At 59.4% G+C, this 22,701-nt stretch carries 20 protein-coding genes; 8 read left to right on the forward strand and 12 right to left on the reverse strand.

Annotation, left to right across the window (positions count from 1 at the left end):
- The first annotated feature begins 67 nt into the window (after positions 1 to 67).
- The gene (locus tag EJ576_RS10835) at positions 68 to 418 is read left to right on the forward strand and encodes a DUF2388 domain-containing protein (protein ID WP_126570331.1); all 351 of its coding nucleotides are present in this window, start codon (positions 68 to 70) and stop codon (positions 416 to 418) included.
- Positions 419 to 435: 17 nt separating this feature from the next.
- Here EJ576_RS10835 and EJ576_RS10840 read toward each other — a convergent pair whose 3' ends face one another.
- A complete protein-coding gene (locus tag EJ576_RS10840) occupies positions 436 to 765 on the reverse strand; it encodes a hypothetical protein (protein WP_126570332.1) in 330 nt (109 codons plus the stop codon).
- 78 nt (positions 766 to 843) lie between these two features.
- Between EJ576_RS10840 and EJ576_RS10845 the strand changes: the two genes are divergently transcribed.
- Positions 844 to 1,449: a cysteine hydrolase gene (locus EJ576_RS10845; protein ID WP_126570333.1), complete on the forward strand. Its 606-nt coding sequence runs from the start codon at positions 844 to 846 to the stop codon at positions 1,447 to 1,449.
- Between the two features lie 39 nt (positions 1,450 to 1,488).
- On the opposite strand, the gene EJ576_RS10850 is transcribed toward EJ576_RS10845, so the two are convergent.
- The 6 genes from EJ576_RS10850 to pstS all read right to left on the reverse strand — a co-directional run bounded on the left by EJ576_RS10850 (position 1,489) and on the right by pstS (position 6,603).
- On the reverse strand, positions 1,489 to 2,079 hold the full coding sequence (locus EJ576_RS10850) for a hypothetical protein (RefSeq protein WP_122727172.1): 591 nt from the start codon (positions 2,077 to 2,079) through the stop codon (positions 1,489 to 1,491).
- A complete protein-coding gene (locus EJ576_RS10855) occupies positions 2,079 to 2,777 on the reverse strand; it encodes a hypothetical protein (RefSeq protein WP_028616255.1) in 699 nt (232 codons plus the stop codon). Before EJ576_RS10855 ends, EJ576_RS10850 begins: the two co-directional genes overlap by 1 nt.
- A gap of 27 nt (positions 2,778 to 2,804) precedes the next feature.
- A complete protein-coding gene (pstB, locus tag EJ576_RS10860; protein ID WP_010210300.1) occupies positions 2,805 to 3,566 on the reverse strand; it encodes a phosphate ABC transporter ATP-binding protein PstB in 762 nt (253 codons plus the stop codon).
- A 76-nt stretch (positions 3,567 to 3,642) separates the two neighbouring features.
- On the reverse strand, positions 3,643 to 4,536 hold the full coding sequence (gene pstA, locus EJ576_RS10865; RefSeq protein ID WP_028616256.1) for a phosphate ABC transporter permease PstA: 894 nt from the start codon (positions 4,534 to 4,536) through the stop codon (positions 3,643 to 3,645).
- Positions 4,536 to 5,501, reverse strand: a complete 966-nt coding sequence (gene pstC, locus EJ576_RS10870; RefSeq protein WP_016978032.1) for a phosphate ABC transporter permease subunit PstC — start codon at positions 5,499 to 5,501, stop codon at positions 4,536 to 4,538. Before pstC ends, pstA begins: the two co-directional genes overlap by 1 nt.
- A 73-nt stretch (positions 5,502 to 5,574) precedes the next feature.
- Entirely contained in the window at positions 5,575 to 6,603 is a 1,029-nt protein-coding gene (gene pstS / locus EJ576_RS10875) for a phosphate ABC transporter substrate-binding protein PstS (RefSeq protein WP_016978033.1), read from the reverse strand.
- A 185-nt stretch (positions 6,604 to 6,788) separates the two neighbouring features.
- Here pstS and ppk2 point away from each other — a divergent pair, with 185 nt between their 5' ends.
- Positions 6,789 to 7,706 carry a polyphosphate kinase 2 gene (gene ppk2, locus EJ576_RS10880; protein WP_122727176.1) on the forward strand — a complete coding sequence of 306 codons (918 nt, stop codon included), beginning with the start codon at positions 6,789 to 6,791 and terminating at the stop codon, positions 7,704 to 7,706.
- Between the two features lie 13 nt (positions 7,707 to 7,719).
- Here ppk2 and treS read toward each other — a convergent pair whose 3' ends face one another.
- From treS to EJ576_RS10895, 3 genes are all read right to left on the reverse strand, one after another.
- Positions 7,720 to 9,783, reverse strand: a complete 2,064-nt coding sequence (treS, locus tag EJ576_RS10885) for a maltose alpha-D-glucosyltransferase (RefSeq protein WP_126570334.1) — start codon at positions 9,781 to 9,783, stop codon at positions 7,720 to 7,722.
- A gap of 43 nt (positions 9,784 to 9,826) precedes the next feature.
- Complete coding sequence (locus EJ576_RS10890) at positions 9,827 to 12,856, reverse strand: hypothetical protein (protein ID WP_126570335.1); 3,030 nt, start codon at positions 12,854 to 12,856, stop codon at positions 9,827 to 9,829.
- Positions 12,857 to 12,938: 82 nt separating this feature from the next.
- Positions 12,939 to 13,712 carry an AraC family transcriptional regulator gene (locus EJ576_RS10895; protein WP_122727183.1) on the reverse strand — a complete coding sequence of 258 codons (774 nt, stop codon included), beginning with the start codon at positions 13,710 to 13,712 and terminating at the stop codon, positions 12,939 to 12,941.
- A 187-nt stretch (positions 13,713 to 13,899) separates the two neighbouring features.
- Here EJ576_RS10895 and EJ576_RS10900 point away from each other — a divergent pair, with 187 nt between their 5' ends.
- From EJ576_RS10900 to EJ576_RS10920, 5 genes are read left to right on the forward strand one after another with little or no spacing between them, the layout of a single operon-like run.
- Positions 13,900 to 15,519 carry an APC family permease gene (locus tag EJ576_RS10900; protein WP_122727185.1) on the forward strand — a complete coding sequence of 540 codons (1,620 nt, stop codon included), beginning with the start codon at positions 13,900 to 13,902 and terminating at the stop codon, positions 15,517 to 15,519.
- A 14-nt stretch (positions 15,520 to 15,533) separates the two neighbouring features.
- A complete protein-coding gene (locus tag EJ576_RS10905) occupies positions 15,534 to 16,460 on the forward strand; it encodes a 4-hydroxyproline epimerase (protein WP_126570336.1) in 927 nt (308 codons plus the stop codon).
- A 42-nt stretch (positions 16,461 to 16,502) separates the two neighbouring features.
- Positions 16,503 to 17,450 (forward strand): dihydrodipicolinate synthase family protein, encoded by a 948-nt coding sequence (locus EJ576_RS10910; RefSeq protein ID WP_123477591.1) that lies wholly within the window; start codon positions 16,503 to 16,505, stop codon positions 17,448 to 17,450.
- Positions 17,451 to 17,510: 60 nt separating this feature from the next.
- Complete coding sequence (locus EJ576_RS10915; protein WP_126570337.1) at positions 17,511 to 19,082, forward strand: aldehyde dehydrogenase (NADP(+)); 1,572 nt, start codon at positions 17,511 to 17,513, stop codon at positions 19,080 to 19,082.
- Positions 19,083 to 19,085: 3 nt separating this feature from the next.
- Complete coding sequence (locus EJ576_RS10920) at positions 19,086 to 20,324, forward strand: FAD-binding oxidoreductase (RefSeq protein WP_126570338.1); 1,239 nt, start codon at positions 19,086 to 19,088, stop codon at positions 20,322 to 20,324.
- A 215-nt stretch (positions 20,325 to 20,539) separates the two neighbouring features.
- On the opposite strand, the gene EJ576_RS10925 is transcribed toward EJ576_RS10920, so the two are convergent.
- Both EJ576_RS10925 and EJ576_RS10930 read right to left on the reverse strand, forming a co-directional pair.
- Entirely contained in the window at positions 20,540 to 21,445 is a 906-nt protein-coding gene (locus EJ576_RS10925) for an ADP-ribosylglycohydrolase family protein (RefSeq protein ID WP_126570339.1), read from the reverse strand.
- Between the two features lie 34 nt (positions 21,446 to 21,479).
- A complete protein-coding gene (locus tag EJ576_RS10930) occupies positions 21,480 to 22,487 on the reverse strand; it encodes a GlxA family transcriptional regulator (RefSeq protein WP_073860000.1) in 1,008 nt (335 codons plus the stop codon).
- Positions 22,488 to 22,701: the final 214 nt, after the last annotated feature.

Consider the following 22,701-nt stretch of genomic DNA (forward strand, 5'->3'; position numbering starts at 1 on the left):
AGCCAACGCGATGAGCCCGCTACTCTGTTATCGTGGCGCCCTCCCAACGGAATGGACACACCGCAGAATGGACTCATGGAAGATAGTGGCAATCGCCGCCTCGGCATTGCTCGGCAATCCAGTCGCCGCCGCTGAAAACAACAACCCATTTCAAGCCGCGCTCATGATCACTTCGGTTGCACCCTTTATACTTGTCTCAGGCGCCACGGCCTTAACCGCTGCCATTCCCAACCAGTTCAAGTCATCCAAAAGTGATGCTCTCGCGTTTATCGGCTCAGGGGGTGAGATCCGTGGCGCGCAGTTCGAGCAGGCGTCGCGCTTCTACCGGTCAAGTTATAGCGCGCCGCTGATGTCTGACATGCAACTGACCCAGGCCATTGCCACTTTGAATACCGGTTTACGCGATGTCGACCAGTGAAGCCTGCCCCCCGGTGACTACTCGACGACAGATTCTGCCGCTGGCGTTGGTTTCTTTAGCGCGAGCGCTGGGTCGGGCACTTCAACCCAGCCCTTCTTCACATACTCAGCGACGACGATTTTACGGATCAGGAAGCAGTAGATGATGGGCAGCCCGGCAATGGGAATCGCCGCCCAAGGCGGGCCTGCGAGAAAACCCAGCCCTAATGCCATAGCCCAGATCAGCAGGTGGCGCCAAAGACCTGCGAAGAGCAGGTAGAGGGGGCCGAGAAACAATACGGCCAACACCTGGAACGCATCGACTTCTTCGACCTGGTCACTCTCTGGATGTTTGAAATAGCGGGTCATTGCACTGTCCTTGTGAGCGTTAATTCAGTGAATATACTCTGAAGGCTCAAATCCAGTGACACCTCTCGGAGCCTCATCATGAATCCAAACGCCACCGCACTTGTCCTGATTGAGTTCCAAAACGACTTCACCACCGCAGGTGGCGTGTTTCATGACGCCGTCAAAGACGTGATGCACCAGTCCGACATGCTGGCCAACACCGCGACGACCGTGCAACAGGCACGCGTGCTGGGCGTGAAGATCATTCACCTGCCGATCCAGTTCGCTGAGGGCTACCCGGAACTGACGACGCGTGACTATGGAATCTTGAAGGGCGTTGCCGATGGCGCAGCTTTCCTTTCCGGCAGTTGGGGCGCCGAGATTACCGAGGCGATCAGCCGTGAACCCGGGGATATCCTTGTGGAAGGTAAGCGCGGGCTGGATGGCTTTGCAACCACGGGTTTGGACTTGGTGCTGCGCAACAATGGCATCCAGAACCTGGTGGTGGCGGGATTCCTGACCAACTGCTGCGTCGAAGGCACAGTTCGATCAGGTTATGAGAAGGGTTATAACGTGGTGACGCTGGCCGACTGCACAGCGACGTTCACCGACGAACAGCAAAAAGCGGCCGAAAACTTCACGCTGTCGATGTTTTCGAAGGTGTTGCGGCATACTGAGTTTCTTGGGGCGTTGAACACCCAGTAAACACGAGGGGCGACTGATCAATCAGTCGCCCCATTTGTTTTATCCGTTCAACGTCAGCCCTGGATAAACCGGTACCGGCACCTTGTGCCTCTGCGGCTGTTGGCGAGCCAGCTGCGCCTGGACCTGTGCAACAGCCTCCAACACACGCTGCGCCCACTGCTCATCTTGCGGGTCCACGACCACCACGCGAAACCCGTGGTCGAAGCCTTCAAGCTGAACGCCTTCGGAATCATCAACATGCAAATCGATATCGAAGGCCGGTGGGAATTTTGACGGTGTGCTCGTCAGCCCGCGTTCGGTCAGGGCCTGGTTATGTCGCACGCTGTTGACCACGCCGTCGACATGGATGCCGTACAGCAACAACCAACGGCGGATGTAGGACGGCGTGCGGCCGGACGAGGTGTAGACCCAGACACTGCAGCCCTGGCGACGCAGCTCACGGGTCAAAGAGCGTGTTCCGCTGCGCAGGGGCTCACCCAACCAACGGTGCACACACGCCGGCAAGCGGCTGTGTTCGGTCGCACTGTGGTGGAGCTGGCAGGCCAGTGTGTCGTCGATGTCGAACGAAATACGGATTCGCTGACGCTTGAACACACGCTTGATCGTGTCGAGCACTGGGTACCTTCCCATCAATGGCCCCCTAGGTGGGCGGGCGCTGGTGTGTCGCTCAGGAAAAACTCGGTTGGGTCTGGGGCGTTATCTTCCAGGAACGCTGCGTATTTTTTCTTGATCTTGGGCAATTCGTACAAGGCCATGACGCCATGCTTGGCGGAGTTGCGTATCACCGAGGACGGGTTGAAATAACCCTCGGCGTTGTCCAGGGTCAGCACAAACGGTGGCAACCCCTCGCGCATCAGCAGGTAACTGACGATCAGCGACCCACTGCGGTGATTGCCTTCAATGAACAACTGCGGCTTGCTCAGGACCCGCACGTAGACACCGGCTGCTCGCTTCCATACGGATTCGTTATGGTGCTTGCAATACCAGTTGTACAGATCCTTGATGCCACCTTCGACATTGTTGAAAAAGTGCACTTCGGTCGCCGCCAGATGCTGCGCGTATTCCTGCCGGCGTACCGGGTCTTTGCCACAGAGCACCGTGGCATTGATCTCCAGCATCAGGTTCAGTTGCTGGAGGTCGAACAGGTCGACACCGCGCGCAACATAGTCGTCAATCAGGGCATAACCTTCAAGCACATTCTGCAGCACTTCGTCTGTCAGCGGGTCGCGTGGCTCGGTGAAGTCCCGGCTGAGCTGGGCAAAACGGGCCTGGACCTCACGCAGTGCGCGTTCGATCGCCGCCAGATCAAGACGATGTGTTGCAGGCATTGGCATTCCTGAAAACCGGTGCATGGGTCAGCTGAACTTGCCGCTGATGTAGTCCCCGGTCATTTGCTCACGCGGGTTTTCAAAAATCTGCGCGGTCGGGCCCATTTCCACCAGATAACCGGTACGGGTGCCCTGGGAGATGTCCACCGAGAAAAACGCGGTGGTGTCGGCCACACGGATCGCCTGCTGCATGTTGTGGGTGACCAGCGCGATGGTGTAGTCCTTTTTCAACTCGACCATCAGTTCTTCGACACGGCGCGTGGCGATAGGGTCGAGCGCCGAGCAAGGTTCGTCCAACAGCAGCACTTCCGGCTCGGTCGCGATGGCGCGGGCGATGCACAGGCGTTGTTGCTGGCCGCCGGACAGCGAGAGGCCGCTGACCTTGAGCTTGTCCTTGACCTCATCCCACAACGCCGCGCCTTGCAGCGCGTGCTTGACGCGGTCGCCCAGGTCGCCCTTGTAGCGATTCAGGCGCAGGCCAAAGGCCACGTTGTCAAAAATGCTCATCGAAAACGGGTTTGGCTGCTGGAACACCATGCCGATGTAACGACGTACGACTACCGGATCCACGCCCTTGCCGTACACGTCCTGGCCGAGGAAATGCACGTGGCCTTCGAAACGGAAGCCTTTCACCAGGTCGTTCATGCGGTTGAGGCTGCGCAGCACAGTGGACTTGCCGCAGCCGGACGGGCCGATGAAGCCGGTGATCTTGTTTTTCTCGATTGGCACATGGCTATCACGCACCGCCATGAAGTTGCCGTAGAAAATCTTGTCCAGCTTGCAGTCCATGACCACAGGTGCCTGGGTGACAAACGGAGCGGCTTTTTGCGCAGTTGAGACGTTCAAAATTCAGGTGCTCCCGTTCTTAGTACTTGGGCTTGCCGAAAATACGGCTCACGATATTCACGACCAGCACGATCATTACCAGCACCAACGAGGCCGCCCATGCGAGCTCGAGCTGGTTGTCGAAAGGCATGCCGGAGAAGTTGTAAATCAACACGGCCAGCGACGCCGTCGGATTCATGACCGCCAGGCTGCCGTCGTGGTAGATCCAGTAGTTACTGAACAGCGCGGTAAACAACAGAGGTGCGGTTTCGCCGGCGGCACGTGCTACAGCGAGCATCACGCCGGTCAAGATCGCGGGCATGCCGGTGGGCAAGACGATTTTCCAGATCACCTGCGAGCGGGTGCAGCCCATGCCGTACGCTGCGTCCTTCATGATCTTGGGCACCATCTTCATCGACTCTTCAGCCGTCAGCACCACGATCGGCAGCATCAGCACCGCCAGCGCCACGCCACCGGCCGGCGCCGAGTAGGTTCCAGTGGTCATCACCACCAAGGCGTAGGCGAACACACCCGCCAGGATCGATGGCAAGCCGGTGAGCATCTTGGCGGCAAAGCGCGAGGCGTTCGCCAGTTTGCTGTCCGGGCCCAGTTCCGCAAGGAAGATGGCGGCCAGGATGCCGACCGGAACGGCGATGGCGGCAGCGATACCGACCATCACGAACGTACCCGCCATGGCGTTACCGAAGCCACCGCCGGTCTCGAACCCGGTGGGCGGCAGTTCGGTGAACACTTCCAGGCTCAGGCGTGCGCCGCCACGGGTGATCAGCATGTAGAGCACGGAAATCAGCGGCACGCTGGCCAGCAGCGCACCGAGCCACACCAGCGTGGTCAGCACCAGGCTGCGCAATGCGCGGCCTTCGAACCGACGCTGCAGGCTAGGCATGGCGGTGATAGGCGTAGAGAGATCAGTCATTATTTGGTACCCCGCTGGGCGTAGACCATGATCATCGAACCGATGATGTTCACCAGCAGCGTGATAAACATCAGGACCAGTGCGGCGTACATCAACACTTCAATTTCATTCGGGCCGGCTTCGGGGAAGTTCAGCGCCAACAAGGCCGCCAGGGTGTTGGCCGGTGCAAACAGCGAAAGCGAGATGTTGTTCGCGTTGCCCACCAGCATGGCCAGGGCCATGGTTTCACCCAGGGCGCGACCGAGGCCTAGCACGAGGGAACCGAAGATGCCGGTCGCGGCGGATGGCACCATCACCTTGAGAATCGCTTCCCAGTGGGTGGTGCCCATGCCGTAGGCGGCCTGCTTGGTTTTCATCGGCACACCGGTGAGAGCATCCTGGGAAACAGCGGCAATGGTCGGCAGAATCATGATGGCCAGCACCAGTGCCGCCGGCAGCAGGCCCGGTCCGCTCAGGGATGTGCCGAAAAACGGGATCCAGCCCAGTTCAGTGTTCAGCCACGCAGTCAGCGGGCGGATGGCCGGGATCACCACATAAATGCCCCAGAGGCCGTAGACCACGCTGGGGATGGCTGCGAGCAGTTCAACGATGGTGCGAAACACCGCCGCGAGTTTTGCCGGCAGGAAATCCTGGGTGAGAAAAATCGCCATGCTGACGCCGAAAAAACCTGCGATCAACAACGCGATAAGGGCGCTGTAAAGCGTGCCCCAAATAGCTGGCAGAATGCCGTACTTGCCTTGGTTAACGTCCCAGACACTGCCGAACAGCACATCAAAACCGTGCTTTTCCATGCCGGGAAGTGCCTTGCGTCCTACTTCGAAGACCAGCGCGAAAACCAGCGCCAGCACCAGCACTACGCCTATGCGTGCAAGTGCACGGAAGGTGCGGTCAACCAGGAAATCCTTCGTAGAGGGTGGCTGGCACGCAGAATCCGGGTTAACCGGTACGACAAAAGGTGTGTTCATTGGCTAATTCCGGAACAAGGGGGGAACGCTACCGGCATGGCTGACAGCCCATGCCGGGAGCGGCCTGGCGGCCTTACTGGATGTTGGCGGAAGCTTTGCGAACTTGATCGACAACCGATGGAGGCAGTGGGATGTAGCCCATCGAGTCGGCGATTTTCTGACCTTCGGTCAGGCTGTACTCGACCATTTCACGCATGGCTTTGGCTTTGGCTGGGTTGCCGTTGTCCTTGCGGAAGATCATCCAGGTGTAGGAAGTGATCGGGTAGGACTTGGCGCCATCCGGGTCCGGCAGCCAGGCCACCAGGCTTTCCGGCATTTTCACCGCAGCCAGGGCTTCGGCGCCGCTTTCGGCGTTCGGTACCACATATTTGCCGGCCTTGTTCTGCAGCTGGGCAAAGTCAACCTTGGCCAGTTTGGCGAAGCCGTATTCGATGTAGCCGATCGCGCCTGGGGTCTGACGCACAGTGGCGGTCACACCATCGTTCTTCGGCGATTTGATGAACTTGTCGCTGGCAGGCCAGTTGACGGTGTTGCCTTCGCCCAGGTCTTTCTGGAACTCAGGGTTGATCGCAGCCAAGTGCTTGGTGAACACAGCGGTGGTGCCGCTGGAGTCTGCACGTACGACTACGGTGATCGGCATGTCTGGCAGTTTCAGCCCTGGGTTGGCGGCAGCGATCTTCGGATCGTTCCACTTGGTGATCTTGCCCAGGAAGATGTTGGAGTACACATCGCGTGGCAATTTGAGCTCTTTAGGATTGCCCGGCAGATTGAACGCCAACACGATTTCACCGGCAGTCATCGGCAGCAGTTGCGCGCCTTCGGCAACCTTGGCGATGTCTTCGTCTTTCATGGCCGAGTCGCTGGCGGCGAAGTCGACGGTTTTGTTCAGGAAGTCCTGTACGCCCGCACCGCTACCTTTGGATTGGTAATCAACGGTGACACCCTCGGTTTTCTTGCTGAAATCCTTGAACCAGGTGAGGTAGATCGGGGCTGGGAAACTCGCACCGGAACCGGTGAGGCGGATGCTCTCGGCAGCAAACACCGAGGTGGCACTGAGAGAAACCGCAACGGCGAGTGCAGCAGACTTCATCAGACGTTTCATTAAGGAAAATCCTTGTGATTTCGGGCCCGGGAACTCTGCAACATTCTTGTTACGGTTTTATGAACGTGGAGTGGCAAAACGCCTGGTTGTCCCCCTCTCCCACCGCAATCACGGCATTTGATGTCATTGGTTAGTAACAAAATGCGACTAAGACTTTGCCATCCCCCACCACGCGAGTTCCGCCCATGTCCTCAATAGAAGATGCCTTGATGCAGCGCATCCATCGTGAATTGCTGGATCACAGTGACGAAGAGTTGGAACTGGAGTTATCCGAAGACGGGCACGACCTCAACGCGCTGTTTGACGAGCACATCGGTGAAAGCGCCGAGAAAGCCGCGCGCAGGATTTATTTCAGCGAACTGTTCCGTCTGCAAGGCGAACTGGTGAAATTGCAGAGCTGGGTGGTCAAGACCGGTCACAAAGTGGTGATCCTGTTCGAAGGGCGCGATGCCGCCGGTAAAGGAGGCGTGATCAAGCGCATCACTCAACGCCTGAACCCAAGGGTCTGCCGAGTCGCGGCCCTGCCCGCGCCGAATGACCGCGAGCAGACCCAGTGGTACTTCCAGCGCTACGTTTCGCACCTGCCAGCCGCCGGCGAAATCGTGCTGTTCGACCGTAGCTGGTACAACCGCGCTGGCGTCGAGCAGGTCATGGGGTTTTGCAACGCGGACCAGTACGAAGAATTCTTCCGCACCGTGCCCGAGTTCGAGCGCATGCTCGCCCGCTCCGGTATCCAGCTGATCAAGTACTGGTTTTCCATTTCCGACCAGGAACAGCATCTGCGCTTTCTCAGCCGCATCCACGATCCGCTCAAGCAATGGAAGCTCAGCCCCATGGACCTGGAGTCACGTCGGCGTTGGGAAGCCTATACCAAAGCCAAGGAAATCATGCTCGAGCGCACCCACATCGCCGAAGCGCCGTGGTGGGTGGTACAGGCCGATGACAAGAAAAAAGCCCGGCTCAACTGCATCCACCATTTGCTTGGGCAGATGCCGTATGAGGAAGTCGAGCTACCGGTGATCGAACTGCCGCAGCGTGTGCGGCAGGAGGATTACTCGCGCAACCCGACCCCGCCGGAATTGATCGTGCCCCAGCTCTATTGATCTTGGGGGGTGGTCACAGTGGTGAACTGCTGACCACCCGCAGTGCCAACCCTTCGTACGCATCCAGGGTGATGGTGAATTCACCCTCCGCCGTCAGGTCGCCCTCCACCCTCTCGTTGATGATGTCCACCACCATCCCGGCAGCGATATCCGGCAAGTGCAGGGTTTCGGTGATGGGTGTAGCACCGAAGTTCAGCGCGGTAATTTGCGTGCCTTTGCCGGCCGGTAATTCATGGACCATCACCAGCAACGCCGAGTTTTCAACCTCCGGCACTAAAATTTGGCGGCTGGCGGCGATGTCGTAGGCACGGCGCACAGCGAGGATTTTCTGCAGTTGCGAGGCGAAGGACTCAGGATCCTGCAACTGGCTGTTCAAGCTGCCATAAAGGCTTTTCGAACGCGGCATATGGCCCGCCGAAAGCTCCGCATCTGGATTCAGGTCCACCAGGTCATAAGCCCCGCGATGAATCCAGCGGGTATCGCCATCCTGCATCAAGTGCTCGACCTCTTCAGCCGCCAGCGGCAGCGCGCCCACCAAGTCCCAGCCCGACAAGGCAAACACGCCCGGCTGCATCGCGTTGTACATCACCAACAGTAAATGGATCTGGCGGATCTGCTGGATATCCGCAGCGGTGATCGCCTCCAGATCTCGAATGCCCAGCGCTGCCGTGATAATGCTCGCGGTGGTGCACGACACGCCATTGGTCACGAACTTGAGGTTATACGGCGCGTGCTCACCGGCCAGACGCTCGTACATCTGTTCGCGAATATGCTCACGCAGGATATTGCCGGGGAAGGTCTGGCCCTGGTACAGGAAGGTGTCATGGGCGTGCAACGTCCAGAAGTGCACCAATTCCAGGGTCAGTTCATCGTGGTTCTGCAACGCATGGATCAGCGAACCGGGATCAATACCCTGGCGGTGCATTTCACGCAGCATCAGGCGCAGGAACTCGGCATCGCCCATCAGCAGCGCGTGCTGGTACGCGGGTCGGGTGATGAAGTCATAGGAGAGGTCGGCGCCGCCATGGGACATGGAAGCGATGTCATCCACGGTAAGGTTCAACTCCTGGAAGCTGAAACCGCCGGCCTTGCGAATCGCGCCGCCGAGCAACTGGTTACCGGTGATCGACAGCGGATGGCTCTCGGACCAGGCCGTGCCGTCCAGCTTGCGTTCCACGCCGAGAAAACCATTGGCGTCCAGGCGCAGGATCTTCGCGCCCATCACGTCGATGGCGTGCAGCGCATCGCCAATGATCATCTGTTGCGCGGCAAAAGTCGGATCCAGCCAGTTCAGCGACGGCTGGCCTTCCTTGAAGTAATGCAGGTACACCCAGCGACGCGGTTTGCCATCCACACCGAGTACCACGTCTGTCGCGCTCCAGTCGGTTTCCTTGACGCCGGGTTCGAAGAAGATCACCCGCTGCAACTGACCGACGATGTAGTGTTTGTCACGCAACGCATCGGCCTGGGCGGGGCTGAGGTTCTGCGCGTCACGGCCTTCGGCGACGTCGGGCAACAGCGCCCAGTCCTCCTCGCGGATTTCTACCATGTGGTACAGGCCGGGATAGTCCTCGTAGGCCATCTCGGCCAGGCGGAAATCCGCGCCCTTGCCGGTGTGGGACGGGATCACATCGTCGATGATCACCGCATTGTGTGCCGCCGCCATGCGCGTCAACGCCTGCAACTGTGCCTCGGTGCCCAACTGCGGGTCGATCTCGAAACTGATGCGGTCGAAATTACCATCGATGGTTGGCGTGTGCTGCGTGCCCTTCAGGCCGCCGGACTTCTTCAGCGGGCCATTGTGGATACCCTGGATGCCGATCTTCGACAACGCATGCCACAGCGCCTCATCCCCCAAAGCCTCCAGCACCGTGCCGCCCTCGCGGGTCACGATGGACGCCGGGTACGCGGTAAACCACACCGACGACAGGGCCGAAGCATCACGGGGCCGGGTCTGCGCATACGGCTGTTGCCACAACCGGCCCTGGCCCGAATAGAGCTTGGCCCGCTGGCGTGCCGCGTGCAGCATCGATTGTTCCACCAGCCAGTTCACATGGTTGTTTTCAGCCGCCGTCATAAGCCTGGTCCCTATTGTCGTGAATGAGCCCGACGCGGAGGTATCAGGTATCGGTAACGCCGGTCGTAGTCATATGAGGCGTAGTGGCGCGATTCGTTGCATCGAATTCAAGCTTACGTTGCTCAAAACGCTCAGCTTCAGGCTGGCTGGCGTTCTTTTGGACAATGCTACTGATTTCTTCGGTGTACGGCAGGAAGGTGGAAGAAACAAGCATCCCCCAGCGCGCTTGCGGGACTTTGCTCAAGATTTCAATCGACTCCAGAGTGGTTGTAGACAGCAACAGCCTGAGCGTGTCATTGCGTATTACCGGATCCTGAAGCAAATGCCGTTGTAGTGCGTGATTGTGCTCGGGATGCAGAGTCCAGAGCGTGTCGGCCAGGACTTCTGCATGACGCTCAAGGAAAGTGGTCAAAACCCCCTTTTCGGGCACTTTACTGAACTCATCATTGAGCGGTGCGAAAATACTCCGGCGAAAGTTGCTGGATGGAGGGATAGCTCGAAAATACGTCCAGACTGCCTGAGATTTGTCACTGATCCTTTCAGCACTTAACAGGAGCGACCAGATAGCTTGGGGCGCACTTTCAAGTGCCGTCAATTGACATACGGTGTGTTCAAGCAATGAAGTAACCTGACCAGGCTTGTCCACCGCTGCGGCAAGCAATTTTGCCAGAGACTCAGCGGACTCATCCAACACATCGCTCTGGCTGAGCAGTTCCTTGATGAGCGTATGCGGGGCGTTATCCAACAGCTTTTCCATACCGCTCAATTGCAGGGCCAATAGCCGGCGGTAGGTGATCCGTTCGTCATTGCCTGAATCTGTTTCAAACGTTGAACAAATCAGGCGAAGCATATCCAGTCGAGGTTCGATAAACCCCAGGCTTACTAACTGCTTGAGGTCATCTGCGCGGGTTACATCGCTGAGGTTATGAAACTGCACAGGTTGTTCATGCAACCACTTCCAGGCACCTTCGCCCTGTGTGAGCAGCGGGACTAAATCGGTAACGTCCGGCAGTTCTTGAACGCTGTGCAGTATGCCCATGCCGCCCTCATCCAATGCGGCGATCTGATCGGAGCTCAAGCTGCTGAAAATGGTGCAAAGCAAAGCCTGCCTGGGCCCGCTCGGCACAGATATCACCAGCTGCTCCAACATCATGGGAGTTGTCTCGTAGATAGCCTGAATTAAGGCGGGTGCATGCGTGCTCAGCAAAAGTGAATCGGCCATCTCGGCAAAGCGGTCCATGTATTGAGGCGCCGCGTTGAGGATCGTAGCCAGTTTTCCAGCGTGGGGCCCTTCATCCGAAGCGCTGCTTTGGCTGCACAGGTATTCAACCAATCCTGAGATCAAGCCGCGCCCTTCTTCCAGGGAATCATGTTCAAGTTTGCCAAGCACCCTCGCAGGGTCGTTGACCACGGTCATAACCTGCGGAGACTCGCCTCGCCGTAAGGCCAGGATAAGGTTCTTGTCATCTTGCGTCAGAGCCCCTTCATAAAAGAAGCTCAGGTAATCGTGGTAATCAGTATCAAAAAAACCGCTCCGCATCATATCTATCACGGCTTCGAGTCCAGTCAGCTTCTGGGCTAGAACATCGCCGTACGCTTGCCTTGCTGCAACTTTGAACGTCATTCGCTTGGCCCGTACATGCTTAGTTCTGAGCGGTTCGATTTCCCGCTCTAGAAACTCTGGTGCCATGTCCGCGTTGCGGTCCTGGAAGTAACGGATATCGAATTCGATACTACGTACCTGCTCAGCTCGCCACGTAGGAAACGCGGTGAATATCGAATAGATATCCCCACTGCGCTTGATCAGTTCGGCAAAAGCTTCCGGGTACAAGTTGCGCACGACCACCATCGCAAACAGCTTGTTTGCGTCAAGAACCACGCCACGGTCGCCGAGCAGGCTGGAGAAAATGTCAAACTCATTGACGATATTCTTGATCAGCCTCATCTCATCAATGTACTCGCACACAGTCTCGATCAACCCGCGATCAAGACGCCCGATCACAGGTTTAAAGCGCTCTGCCCCCAACAAGTCCATCATCTTTTCCCCGGAGTTCTCCGAGCTGACGACGGGAATCACGGGTATAACCAGGTCGAAGAACTTGGTCTTCTCACCCACTGAGAACAATTCATCGCGGATGGCATAGATGAAATACACGGGACGCTTGATTTGCGGGGACTGCCTGATTGTGAAGTTGATTTCGCGCAACCGAAAAAACACATCCTGAATACCAAACCGGTCGAGATCCTCAATAACCACTACATCGATATCGCTGCGCTCAAAACAGTAGATGATTTCGTCGACGTGCTTATGCAGTACGGACCCATGATGAGTCGCTTCGAGCTTTCCGCCTTTCAGCGTCAGGCCATCAATGCTGAAGAGCGAGAGGTACTTCAGCACAGAATGAAGAATGTACAGGCTCGACGCACCTGCAACCGCCAGAGCGATCCAATCGGGTAACCGCATGAGTGCTGGAACAAGCCAAGCGGGGTCGATTTTCGGGAGCATGTTGACGGAGGGCAGATACATTCGCAGAACGCTGACAATCAGCAATGCAAAGAACACCGTGTGCAGCGCAATACTGGAATTGGAGGCTTGTACGATGCGCTTCAATCGCGTTTTCGGCAGTTTTTTCGCAGGGACGGAATACAACAGTTGCTGGACGATTGTCTCTTCAATACGCGACATAAGATCGGGATCTGTTTCGCACCCGGCTGGACTTTCCTTAGTAAAGGTCGCCAGTGAAATCAGAACATGTTTGTACGCGGGGTGGCGATCAAAAAAGGTCCTGATAACACTACTCTTACCTGCACCATAGCCACCTGTTAGCGCAATATTACGAACCTGCTCATTTTGCAGCGCGTGCAGAAACACACTCTCATAGCGATCCGCTTGACTGCCCTCAAGCAACGCAGGCGTCAGTGGTTCAAAAGCCCCGGAATTCTTGGGAATGGCCTTATCGGCGTTCCACGTTTTGAGAAAGGCGTTGAAACTGCGTTTAAGCCTGCACACTAATCCTTGAGTCACTGAGTCATCCTGTTTTGCAATTAACGGTGCGGTGCGAATGCGCGCCATGATAGCTGATCGCCACCAAGCAGTCCCGCCCGGCTCCTTGAAGGCAAAGAACCTATCCCCAAACAGCAATCCGTTAGATGAATTACTCGCCCGCGCCCCCCGTCGCCTGCCGATACTGCCTCGGCGTAAACCCCGTCGACGCCTTGAACTGGCGGGTAAACGCGCTGTGGTCGGTATACCCGCACTGCAACGCCACTTCGGTGATCGGCAGATCGGTGTGCAACAGCCGGTGCGCATGCTCCAGCCGCACTTTCTGGATCATCTGCCGTGGCGTGAGGTGGAACACGCGCTTGCAGTAGCGCTCCAACTGCGCCACCGAAATCCCTGCGATCCGTGTCAATTCACCCAAGGGCACACGACGGTTGAAGTGCGCGCGGATGTGCGCGTCCACGGCGGCCAGGCGCTGGTACGCCGGGTGGCTTTCGCTGGCGGTTTGCAGGTCGACCGAGATACCCGCCAGGCCAATGATCGCGCCCGAATGGTTGTACAGCGGCCACTTGTGGGTCAAACACCAGCCGGGTTCGCGGGTGCCGTACAGGTGCAGTTCCAGCTGATCTTCCAGCACAAAGCCCTGCTCCAGCACGCGCCGGTCCTGCTCGGTGTAGCCCGGCCCCAATTGCGCAGGAAAGACTTCGGCACTGGTCTTGCCCAGCAGCGGTTGCAGCTTCTTGAGGCCGCAGCGCTGCACCAGGGTACGGTTGGCGAGCACATAGCGGGCCTGGGTGTCCTTGATGAAAATCGCTGCATTGGGGATCACGTCCAGCATCGGCAATAGCTGCGCGACAATGTCCAATAACTGTTCGATGTCTTGGGGGTTGCTCCCTTGGCAAAGGGTCGCAAACGCGCTCTGCATCATGACGGTTGAACCCCGTTGTTTGCCTGGAGGGGTAGCAGATTGCACGATGCCCGGCCCCCTGTCGAGCCACCAAAACTGTGCTGATTTCGTCATCGATGCCAGCAAAAAACATCAATCGCGCCGCCGTTCATGAGTTCACTGTATGGGCACTGCATGCCTATCCAATAACTCACAAGAAGGCGACGCTATGTCAGCTCAAGGCAAGTTCAAGAAACAGCTTTCCCTGATGGACCTGACCTTTATCGGGTTGGGTGCCATCTTTGGTTCGGGCTGGTTGTTCGCAGCCAGCCACGTATCCGCAATCGCAGGCCCGGCGGGCATTATTTCCTGGCTCATCGGTGGTTTCGCAGTACTGCTGCTGGGCATCGTGTACTGCGAACTGGGCGCCGCATTGCCGCGTGCCGGCGGCGTGGTGCGCTACCCGGTCTACTCCCATGGCCCGCTGTTGGGCTACTTGATGGGCTTCATTACCCTGATCGCGTTTTCCAGCCTGGTGGCCATCGAAGTGGTCGCCTCGCGGCAGTACGCGGCGGCGTGGTTTCCGGAGCTGACCAAGGCCGGTTCCAGCGACCCGACCACCCTGGGTTGGCTGGTGCAATTCGCCCTGCTCTGCCTGTTCTTCGTGCTCAATTACCGCAGCGTGAAGACCTTCGCCATCGCCAATAACCTGGTCAGCGTATTCAAGTTCATCGTGCCGCTGTTGGTGATTGGCGTGCTGTTCACCTTCTTCAAACCGGCGAACTTCCAGGTGCAGGGTTTCGCGCCGTTTGGGCTGTCGGGCATCGAGATGGCGGTGTCGGCCGGCGGGGTGATTTTTGCCTACCTGGGGCTGACGCCGATCATCTCGGTGGCCAGTGAAGTGAAGAACCCGCAACGCACGATTCCAATTGCCTTGATCCTTTCGGTGTTGTTGTCGACCGCGATCTACGTGCTGCTGCAAACCGCCTTCCTCGGTGGCGTGCCCACGGAAATGCTTGCCAATGGCTGGGCCGGGATCAGCAAGGAACTGGCGCTGCCATATCGGGATATCGCCCTGGCGCTGGGCGTGGGCTGGTTGGCCTATCTGGTGGTGGCCGACGCCGTGATCTCACCCAGTGGCTGCGGCAATATCTACATGAACGCCACACCTCGCGTGGTGTATGGCTGGGCGCAGACCGGCACGTTCTTCAAGATTTTCACGCGTATCGATGAGAAGTCCGGCATTCCACGGCCCGCGCTATGGCTGACCTTTGGCTTGTCGGTGTTCTGGACCCTGCCGTTCCCGTCCTGGGAAGCACTGATCAATGTGGTGTCTGCGGCGCTGATCCTCAGCTACGCCGTGGCCCCAGTGACTGTCGCCGCGCTGCGTCGCAATGCCCCGCAGATGGCGCGGCCGTTCCGGGTCAAGGGCATGGCGGTGCTGGGCCCGCTGTCGTTCATCATCGCCGCGCTGATTGTGTACTGGTCTGGCTGGGGCACGGTGTCCTGGCTGCTCGGCCTGCAGATCCTGATGTTCGTGGTGTACCTGCTGTGCGCACGCTGGGTGCCGACCGCACACATCAACCTCAAGCAGCAAGTGCGCTCGTCTGCCTGGCTGATCGGCTTCTACGCGGTGACCATCCTGCTGTCCAAACTCGGCAGTTTTGGCGGCATCGGCGTGATCAGCCACCCGCTCGACACGATTGTCGTCGCCGCTTGCGCACTCGGCATTTACTACTGGGGCGCAGCCACTGGCGTGCCGGCTCACCTGGTACGGCTGGAACACGAAGCCGATGAAAGCGAAGCGGTCGACGAACCTCACGCGCCGCTGACACCCGCGACTTACTGATTCAGGAGCCTTTTATGAAGCGACTGCATGTCATCGACTCCCACACCGGCGGCGAACCGACGCGCCTGGTCATGAGCGGTTTCCCGGCGCTGAACGGCGCCACGATTGCCGATCAACTGCACAGCCTGCGCACTGAGCATGATCAATGGCGCCGCGCCTGCCTGCTGGAGCCGCGTGGCAATGACGTACTGGTGGGCGCGCTGTATTGCGAGCCCGTTACGCCAGGCGCGATCTGTGGTGTGATCTTCTTCAACAACGCCGGTTACCTCGGCATGTGCGGCCACGGCACCATCGGCCTGGTTGCGTCGCTGCACCACCTGGGGCGTATCCAGCCCGGCGTGCACACGATCGACACGCCCGTTGGCCCGGTGGCGGCCACGCTGCACGAAGACGGCAGCGTAACCCTGCGCAACGTGCCCTCCTATCGCCTGCGCCAGCAGGTGCCGGTGGAAGTGCCGGGACACGGCGTGGCCTACGGCGATATCGCCTGGGGCGGCAACTGGTTTTTCCTGGTGTCGGACCATGGCCAACGCTTGCAGATGGACAACGTGGATGCGCTTACCGACTACACCTGGGCGATGCTCAAGGCCTTGGAAGAGCAAGGCATTCACGGTGTAGACGGTGCACTGATCGACCACATCGAGTTGTTCGCCGATGACGACCTTGCCGACAGCCGCAACTTTGTCATGTGCCCCGGTAAAGCCTACGACCGCTCGCCCTGCGGCACCGGCACCAGCGCCAAGCTGGCCTGCCTGGCCGCCGATGAAAAACTCAAGCCAGGTGAAACCTGGACCCAAGCCAGCATCACCGGCAGCCAATTCGAAGGCCGCTATGAATGGGACGGCGAGCACATCCGCCCCTTCATCACGGGCAGCGCCTACATGACCGCCGACAGCACCTTGCTGATCGACGAGCGCGACCCTTTTGCCTGGGGCATCTGAGCCCTTCCCTGTTTGTACTGAACGTTCCAAGGAGTTAGAACAATGAGCGACAACATCTTCACCGGCTGCATCCCCGCCCTGATGACCCCGTGCACCGCCGAGCGCAAGCCGGACTTCGACGCCCTGGTCGCCAAGGGCCGCGAGTTGATCGATATCGGCATGAGTGCCGTGGTGTACTGCGGCTCCATGGGCGACTGGCCGTTGCTCACCGAGGCCGAACGCCAGGAAGGCGTGGCACGCCTGGTGGCAGCCGGTGTGCCGACCATCGTTGGCACCGGCGCGGTCAACAGCCGCGAAGCCGTGGCCCATGCCGCCCATGCGGCCAAGGTCGGCGCCCACGGCCTGATGGTGATTCCGCGCGTGCTGTCCCGTGGAGCGTCGGCCACCGCGCAAAAGGCGCACTTCTCGGCCATCCTCAAGGCCGCGCCGAATCTGCCGGCGGTGATCTACAACAGCCCCTACTACGGGTTCGCCACCCGCGCCGACCTGTTCTTCGAACTGCGCCGCGAACACCCGAACCTGATCGGCTTCAAGGAGTTTGGCGGCGGTGCCGACCTGCGCTACGCCGCCGAACACATCACCTCCCAGGACGATAACGTGACCTTGATGGTCGGCGTGGACACCCAGGTGGTGCACGGCTTCGTCAACTGCAACGCCACCGGCGCCATTACCGGCATCGGCAACGCGCTCCCTCGGGAAGTGTTGCAATTGGTGGCCTTGAGCAAAAAAGCCGCCAAGGGCGATGCCAAGGCCCGTCGCCAGGCCCGAGAACTGGAAGCCGCGCTGGCGGTGCTGTCGTCCTTCGATGAGGGCTGCGACCTGGTGCTGTATTACAAGCATTTGATGGTGCTCAATGGTGATAAAGGCTACGCCCTGCACTTCAATGAAACCGACGCGCTCAGCGACGCGCAACGTCGTTACGCCGAAAACCAGTACGCGCTGTTCCGCCAGTGGTACGCCAACTGGTCGGCGGAACAGAACGTCGCCTGACCCCTTGCGCGCCGCTGCGATTCTCGCAGCGGCCAACCTCTTTTCTACCAGGACGATCCCATGACTCTGACGGGCAAAATGCTGATCGGTCAGCACGCCACTACCGGCAATCGCGAGGCGATCCGGGCGATCAATCCCGCGACCGACACCCCCCTGGAACCGGCCTATCCGGGCGGCGACGGCGAACAAGTGGCCCAGGCGTGCGCTCTGGCGTGGACAGCGTTTGAAGGGTACCGCGAAACCTCGCTGGAGGTCCGAGCCACATTCCTTGAGACCATCGCCGCGCAAATCGAAGCCCTGGGTGATGAGCTGATCGAACGTGCCGTCGCAGAAACCGGCCTGCCCCACGCACGCATTCAAGGCGAACGCGGGCGTACTTGCGGCCAACTGCGCACCTTCGCCCGCACCGTACGCGCCGGGGAATGGTTGGATGTACGAGTGGACCCTGCACAGCCGCAACGCCAGCCGCTGCCTCGCCCAGACCTGCGCCAGCGCCATATCGCGCTGGGCCCGGTGGCCGTGTTTGGTGCGAGCAACTTCCCCCTGGCGTTTTCCGTGGCGGGTGGCGATACCGCCTCCGCGCTGGCCGCCGGTTGCCCGGTGGTGGTCAAGGCCCATGGCGCGCATCCAGGCACCAGTGAACTGGTAGGCCGGGCGGTGGCGCAAGCCGTTCAGGCCTGTGGTTTGCCCGAGGGCGTGTTTTCGTTGCTGTACGGTTCAGGTCGCGAGGTGGGGATTGCGTTGGTCACCGATCCGCGCATCAAGGCAGTTGGCTTTACCGGCTCGCGCAGCGGTGGTGTGGCGTTGACCCAGGCGGCGCAGGCACGGGCAGAGCCAATTCCGGTGTATGCGGAAATGAGCTCAATCAACCCGGTGTACCTGTTCCCAGCCGCATTGGGCGCGCGCGGCGAAGCGTTGGCAAAAGGCTTCGTGGCGTCGCTGACCCAAGGCGCCGGGCAGTTTTGCACCAACCCTGGGTTGGTGATCGCGGTCCAAGGGCCTGCGCTGGATCGCTTCATCAGCACGGCGAGTGACATGCTGCGCAACTGTGCAGCGCAGACCATGCTGACCCCCGGTATTTTCAGTGCCTTCGACTCAGGCGTGGCCGTACTGACAGAACACGCCAAGGTGGCGGCAAAAGGGTTGCCAGCAGAAGGCCCCAACAGAGGCCAGGCCCACTTGTTCGTGACTCAGGCTCCAGCGTTTTTAGCGAATGAACACCTGCAAGCCGAAGTCTTCGGCGCCGCTTCATTGATCGTCGTATGTGCCAACGGCGAGGAGCTGCACCAGGTTTCCGAACACCTGGAAGGCCAACTGACCGCCACCCTGCAGATGGATGACGACGATCTGCCAAGTGCCAAAGCCCTGCTGCCGGTGCTTGAGCGCAAGGCCGGTCGCCTGCTGGTCAACGGCTGGCCGACGGGTGTGGAAGTCTGTGATGCCATGGTTCATGGTGGGCCCTTTCCCGCCACATCGGATTCGCGCAGCACGTCGGTGGGCACGGCGGCGATCCAACGGTTTTTGCGCCCCGTGTGTTATCAAGACTTCCCCGATGCACTGTTGCCTGCCGCGCTCCAGAACGGCAACCCTTTGCTGCTGCGGCGCTTGCTCGATGGCCAGAGGGAGGCGTAGGCCATGTCCGATCCGGATATCATCGTGGTCGGCGCCGGCATCATCGGCGTCGCCTGTGCCCTGCAACTGGCGCGTCAGGGGCGCCAAGTACTGGTGGTCGACCAGCAGGAACCCGGTATGGGCGCGTCGTACGGCAACGCCGGGCACCTGGCGACCGAGCAAGTGTTTCCCATCGCCGACCTATCGATCCTCAAACGTTTGCCCGGCATGCTGCTGGACCCCATGGGCCCGCTGCGCCTGGATTGGAAATACCTGCCGCACGCCCTGCCCTGGTTCGTGCGTTTGCTGCTGAACCTGCGTTCGGCGAACTATCAACGCACAGTCGCGGGTATCCGCGCGCTCAATGAAGGCAGCCTGGGCGCGTGGCAGCGCCTGCTGCACAGCATCGGGTGCTCGGAGTTGCTGCGTGAGGATGGCTCGCTGCTGGTGTTTGAACGGGCGGATTCACGGGAAGCCCTCAATGCCTTGCAGCAGCGCATGCAACGGCAGCAGGTGCCGGTGGCGTTCTGGTCCAGCGATGCCATACGCGGGGCTGCACCGCAGTTGAGCGACAACATTCAGGGCGGGCTGTTTTTTCCCGGCACCGGGCACTTTCTTGATCCTTACCACGTGGTCTGCGAACTGGTGCGGGCAGCCAGGGCCAGCGGCGTGCAGTTTCTTAACCGCCAGGTGCTGGATGGCCGCGTCGACGCACAGGGCATCTCACTCTCCACTGACCAGGGGCTGCTGAGCGCACGCCAGGTGCTGATCGCCTGCGGCGCCCATTCGGCCAAACTGACCGCCGCCCTGACCGGCAAAAAAGTCCCGCTGGACACCGAGCGCGGCTACCACCTGATGCTGCCCCATGAACACCACCGTCTGCCGTTTGCGGTCACCTCCCTGGAGCGCAAATTCATCATGACGCCCATGACCGACGGCTTGCGCCTGGCCGGCACGGTGGAATTCGCCGGCCTTGATCGCCCTGCGAATATGGAGCGTGCCTGGCAACTGCATCGGTTGAGCAAGGGGTTGTTTCGCGAGGACTTGAGTGCAGAAGGTGCAACCCCGTGGATGGGGTTTCGGCCGTCGTTGCCAGACTCACTGCCAGTGATTGACCGAGTGTGTGACGGGAAGGTGCTGCTTGCGTTTGGGCATCAGCATTTAGGGCTGACGCAGGCGGCGGTGACGGCGGAGTGGGTTGGGGAGTTGGCGAGAGTGGGCCAGGCACCGTCAGTGGCCCCCTATCGCCTGGACCGATTCTGAGCTCTCTGTAGTGAGCAGGCTTGCCCTGCGCTGGGCTGCGAAGCAGCCCTAAACCCAGACGGCCGATGTCCGACTGAAGAATTGCGGTGCCTGTAGTGGGGCCGCTCCGCGGCCCAGCGCAGGGCAAGCCTGCTCACCACAACAAGCCTGTTTACCCCAGCAAATCGGCTCACTTCAGGGAGCTTCGTGATCCCTTAGTTGATGGGTAACAGGTTTTAAGTAGAGGCCTTGAACAATGCGTCAGCCATTTCTTCAATGTCATCACGCATGCAAAGCTTCTCCAACCACGCCTGCGGAATACCTTGCACGCCATAATATGCGCCCGCCAATTGCCCAACGATAGCAGCCGTTGTGTCGGCATCATCGCCCAGGTTCGCGGCCGCCAACACCGCGTCGGCGAAGTTGTCAGTCTGAAGGACACACCACAGCGCCGCTTCTAATGAGGCCACCGCGTAACCAGAACCCGTGATTTGCGCGAGCCTCTTGCTGCAATAATCCCCCTGGGCAATTGCTACGACCTTCGGCGCAGAGATACCGGCGCGTGAAACACTCAACATCTGCTCCTTTGTCGCACCACTCAACGCATTACTGATTGCCCGCGCCAGCACCACGCAGCACTCGATTGCCTCTTGAGCGCCATGCGTCGTACGAGAACTTTGACGGGAAAAATCGTCGATAGAGTGAACGTCAGGGAAGTAAAACAACACTATCGGCGCGAGACGCATAAGCGAGCCGTTGCCCGCAGAAAAAGGATCAGTAGAGCCCGCAAATGGATCACCGTGCGTCTCGAATGCCGTGAGTGCAGAGCGCACGGTCATACCGATATCAAAGCAATCGCCCGTGGAGCTCAAGTAGCCCCACTTCCACCAGTTCAAATAACGGCCCATCTGGTCGGCTGCGTCGAATCCACCTTTGCACAGCAGGCTTTCGGCCAAACACAGCGCCATTGAGGTGTCATCTGTCCATTGGCCCGGCTTCAGGCTGAACGGACCTCCACCCACCATATCGGTGAGCGGTGTGAATGTGCCGCGTGGCATGAATTCAACTGTTGTGCCCACTGCATCGCCGCAGGCCAGGCCCAGCAAACTACCGCGATAACGATCCAAAAGCGTCAGAGGCATAATCCTTCCTTGAGAAAATCGGTCAGTCAGCACCTTACTTGACCAACCGCTTCTCCTTCGAGGGGCGATATCCGAAATACGAGCTATAGCACTTGCTGAAATGACTGGGCGAAACAAACCCACACGCCACCAGCACCTCCACCTGTGACAACTCGGTGTGCTGCAACAGCCGCCGCGCTTCGGTCACGCGCAGTTCCATGTAGTAGCGCTGCGGCGTGGTGCCCAGTTGTTCCTTGAACAAGCGCTCCAACTGGCGCCGGGAGCGGCCGGCGTAGACCGCGAGTTGATCCAGTTCCAGGGGTTCTTCCAGGTTGGCGTCCATCAGCTTCACCACTTCACGCAGGGGCGCGCTGACACTGACGTTTTCAGTGGGTTTGATGCGCCGGTAGCGGGACTCTTCAAAGGCCAGGATGTCTTCGATACCTTCGACCAGAGCCTTGTCATGCAGGCCCTTGATCCAGTCCAGCGCCATGTGGAAGGCTCCAGACGGGCTCGAGGCGGTAAGGCGGTCGCGATCGATCACGTAGGGTTCGCTGGTGACGTGGGTGGCCTTGGACACTTCTGCCAGTGCCGGGCGATGTTCCGGGTGGATGGCGCAGCGATAGCCTTGTAACAGTCCGGCACGGCCAAGGAACCAAGCGCCGTTCCACAGGCCGGCGAGGCTGATGCCCTGTTCGGCGGCAGCGCGCAGCAAATGAATGAAGTCTTCGCCGGCCTTGAGTTCCGTGCGAAAGCCGCCGCAGATCACCAGCAGTTCCAGGTCTTGCAGCGCAACCACGTCCAGGCGTGCATCCGGGCGGATCACCAGACCAAGGTCGCTGATGACTTCACCCTCATCACAGCCGAACGTACGCGAGGCAAACAGGTCGGGACGCAGCAGGTTGGCGGTAACGAACGTGTCGAGGGTCTGGGTGAAAGCCGGCAGGGAGAAGTGTTCGAGCAACAGGAAGCCGACGCGGGTGACCGACGCCGGCTGCGAGGTTTCGTTGAGGTAGCGCAGGTTCTTGCCTTTCATGCCACCGCTGAATTGACGTCTTTCCATCGAGGGTTGGCCCACTCTTATTGTTGATGCAGTGGGCGCCATCTTAGGGGCAAATGCGTTGGCTGTCTCAGGCACTGAGCCTGAAAAAACCTTACCCCTTCAAAGCCCCCGGCAGAACAGCCGCAAGCGCATCTGATACGGTTTTTTCTTTGCCATCTGCATCTGTATCGAAACGCCTCCTGGACGGACAATAGCGCCATCCCCACCCCCTTCC

It is taken from the genome of Pseudomonas sp. C 49-2, assembly GCF_003970195.1.
In the GTDB taxonomy this organism is placed as follows: Bacteria; Pseudomonadota; Gammaproteobacteria; order Pseudomonadales; family Pseudomonadaceae; genus Aquipseudomonas; species Aquipseudomonas canadensis.

Coding starts and splice junctions, on each gene's coding strand:
- EJ576_RS10835 (WP_126570331.1), top strand. CDS start 68: ATGGACTCATGGAAGATAGTGGCAATCGCCGCCTCGGCATTGCTCGGC.
- EJ576_RS10840 (WP_126570332.1), bottom strand. CDS start 765: ATGACCCGCTATTTCAAACATCCAGAGAGTGACCAGGTCGAAGAAGTC.
- EJ576_RS10845 (WP_126570333.1), top strand. CDS start 844: ATGAATCCAAACGCCACCGCACTTGTCCTGATTGAGTTCCAAAACGAC.
- EJ576_RS10850 (WP_122727172.1), bottom strand. CDS start 2,079: ATGGGAAGGTACCCAGTGCTCGACACGATCAAGCGTGTGTTCAAGCGT.
- EJ576_RS10855 (WP_028616255.1), bottom strand. CDS start 2,777: ATGCCTGCAACACATCGTCTTGATCTGGCGGCGATCGAACGCGCACTG.
- pstB (WP_010210300.1), bottom strand. CDS start 3,566: ATGGACTGCAAGCTGGACAAGATTTTCTACGGCAACTTCATGGCGGTG.
- pstA (WP_028616256.1), bottom strand. CDS start 4,536: ATGACTGATCTCTCTACGCCTATCACCGCCATGCCTAGCCTGCAGCGT.
- pstC (WP_016978032.1), bottom strand. CDS start 5,501: ATGAACACACCTTTTGTCGTACCGGTTAACCCGGATTCTGCGTGCCAG.
- pstS (WP_016978033.1), bottom strand. CDS start 6,603: ATGAAACGTCTGATGAAGTCTGCTGCACTCGCCGTTGCGGTTTCTCTC.
- ppk2 (WP_122727176.1), top strand. CDS start 6,789: ATGTCCTCAATAGAAGATGCCTTGATGCAGCGCATCCATCGTGAATTG.
- treS (WP_126570334.1), bottom strand. CDS start 9,783: ATGACGGCGGCTGAAAACAACCATGTGAACTGGCTGGTGGAACAATCG.
- EJ576_RS10890 (WP_126570335.1), bottom strand. CDS start 12,856: ATGGCGCGCATTCGCACCGCACCGTTAATTGCAAAACAGGATGACTCA.
- EJ576_RS10895 (WP_122727183.1), bottom strand. CDS start 13,712: ATGATGCAGAGCGCGTTTGCGACCCTTTGCCAAGGGAGCAACCCCCAA.
- EJ576_RS10900 (WP_122727185.1), top strand. CDS start 13,900: ATGTCAGCTCAAGGCAAGTTCAAGAAACAGCTTTCCCTGATGGACCTG.
- EJ576_RS10905 (WP_126570336.1), top strand. CDS start 15,534: ATGAAGCGACTGCATGTCATCGACTCCCACACCGGCGGCGAACCGACG.
- EJ576_RS10910 (WP_123477591.1), top strand. CDS start 16,503: ATGAGCGACAACATCTTCACCGGCTGCATCCCCGCCCTGATGACCCCG.
- EJ576_RS10915 (WP_126570337.1), top strand. CDS start 17,511: ATGACTCTGACGGGCAAAATGCTGATCGGTCAGCACGCCACTACCGGC.
- EJ576_RS10920 (WP_126570338.1), top strand. CDS start 19,086: ATGTCCGATCCGGATATCATCGTGGTCGGCGCCGGCATCATCGGCGTC.
- EJ576_RS10925 (WP_126570339.1), bottom strand. CDS start 21,445: ATGCCTCTGACGCTTTTGGATCGTTATCGCGGTAGTTTGCTGGGCCTG.
- EJ576_RS10930 (WP_073860000.1), bottom strand. CDS start 22,487: ATGGAAAGACGTCAATTCAGCGGTGGCATGAAAGGCAAGAACCTGCGC.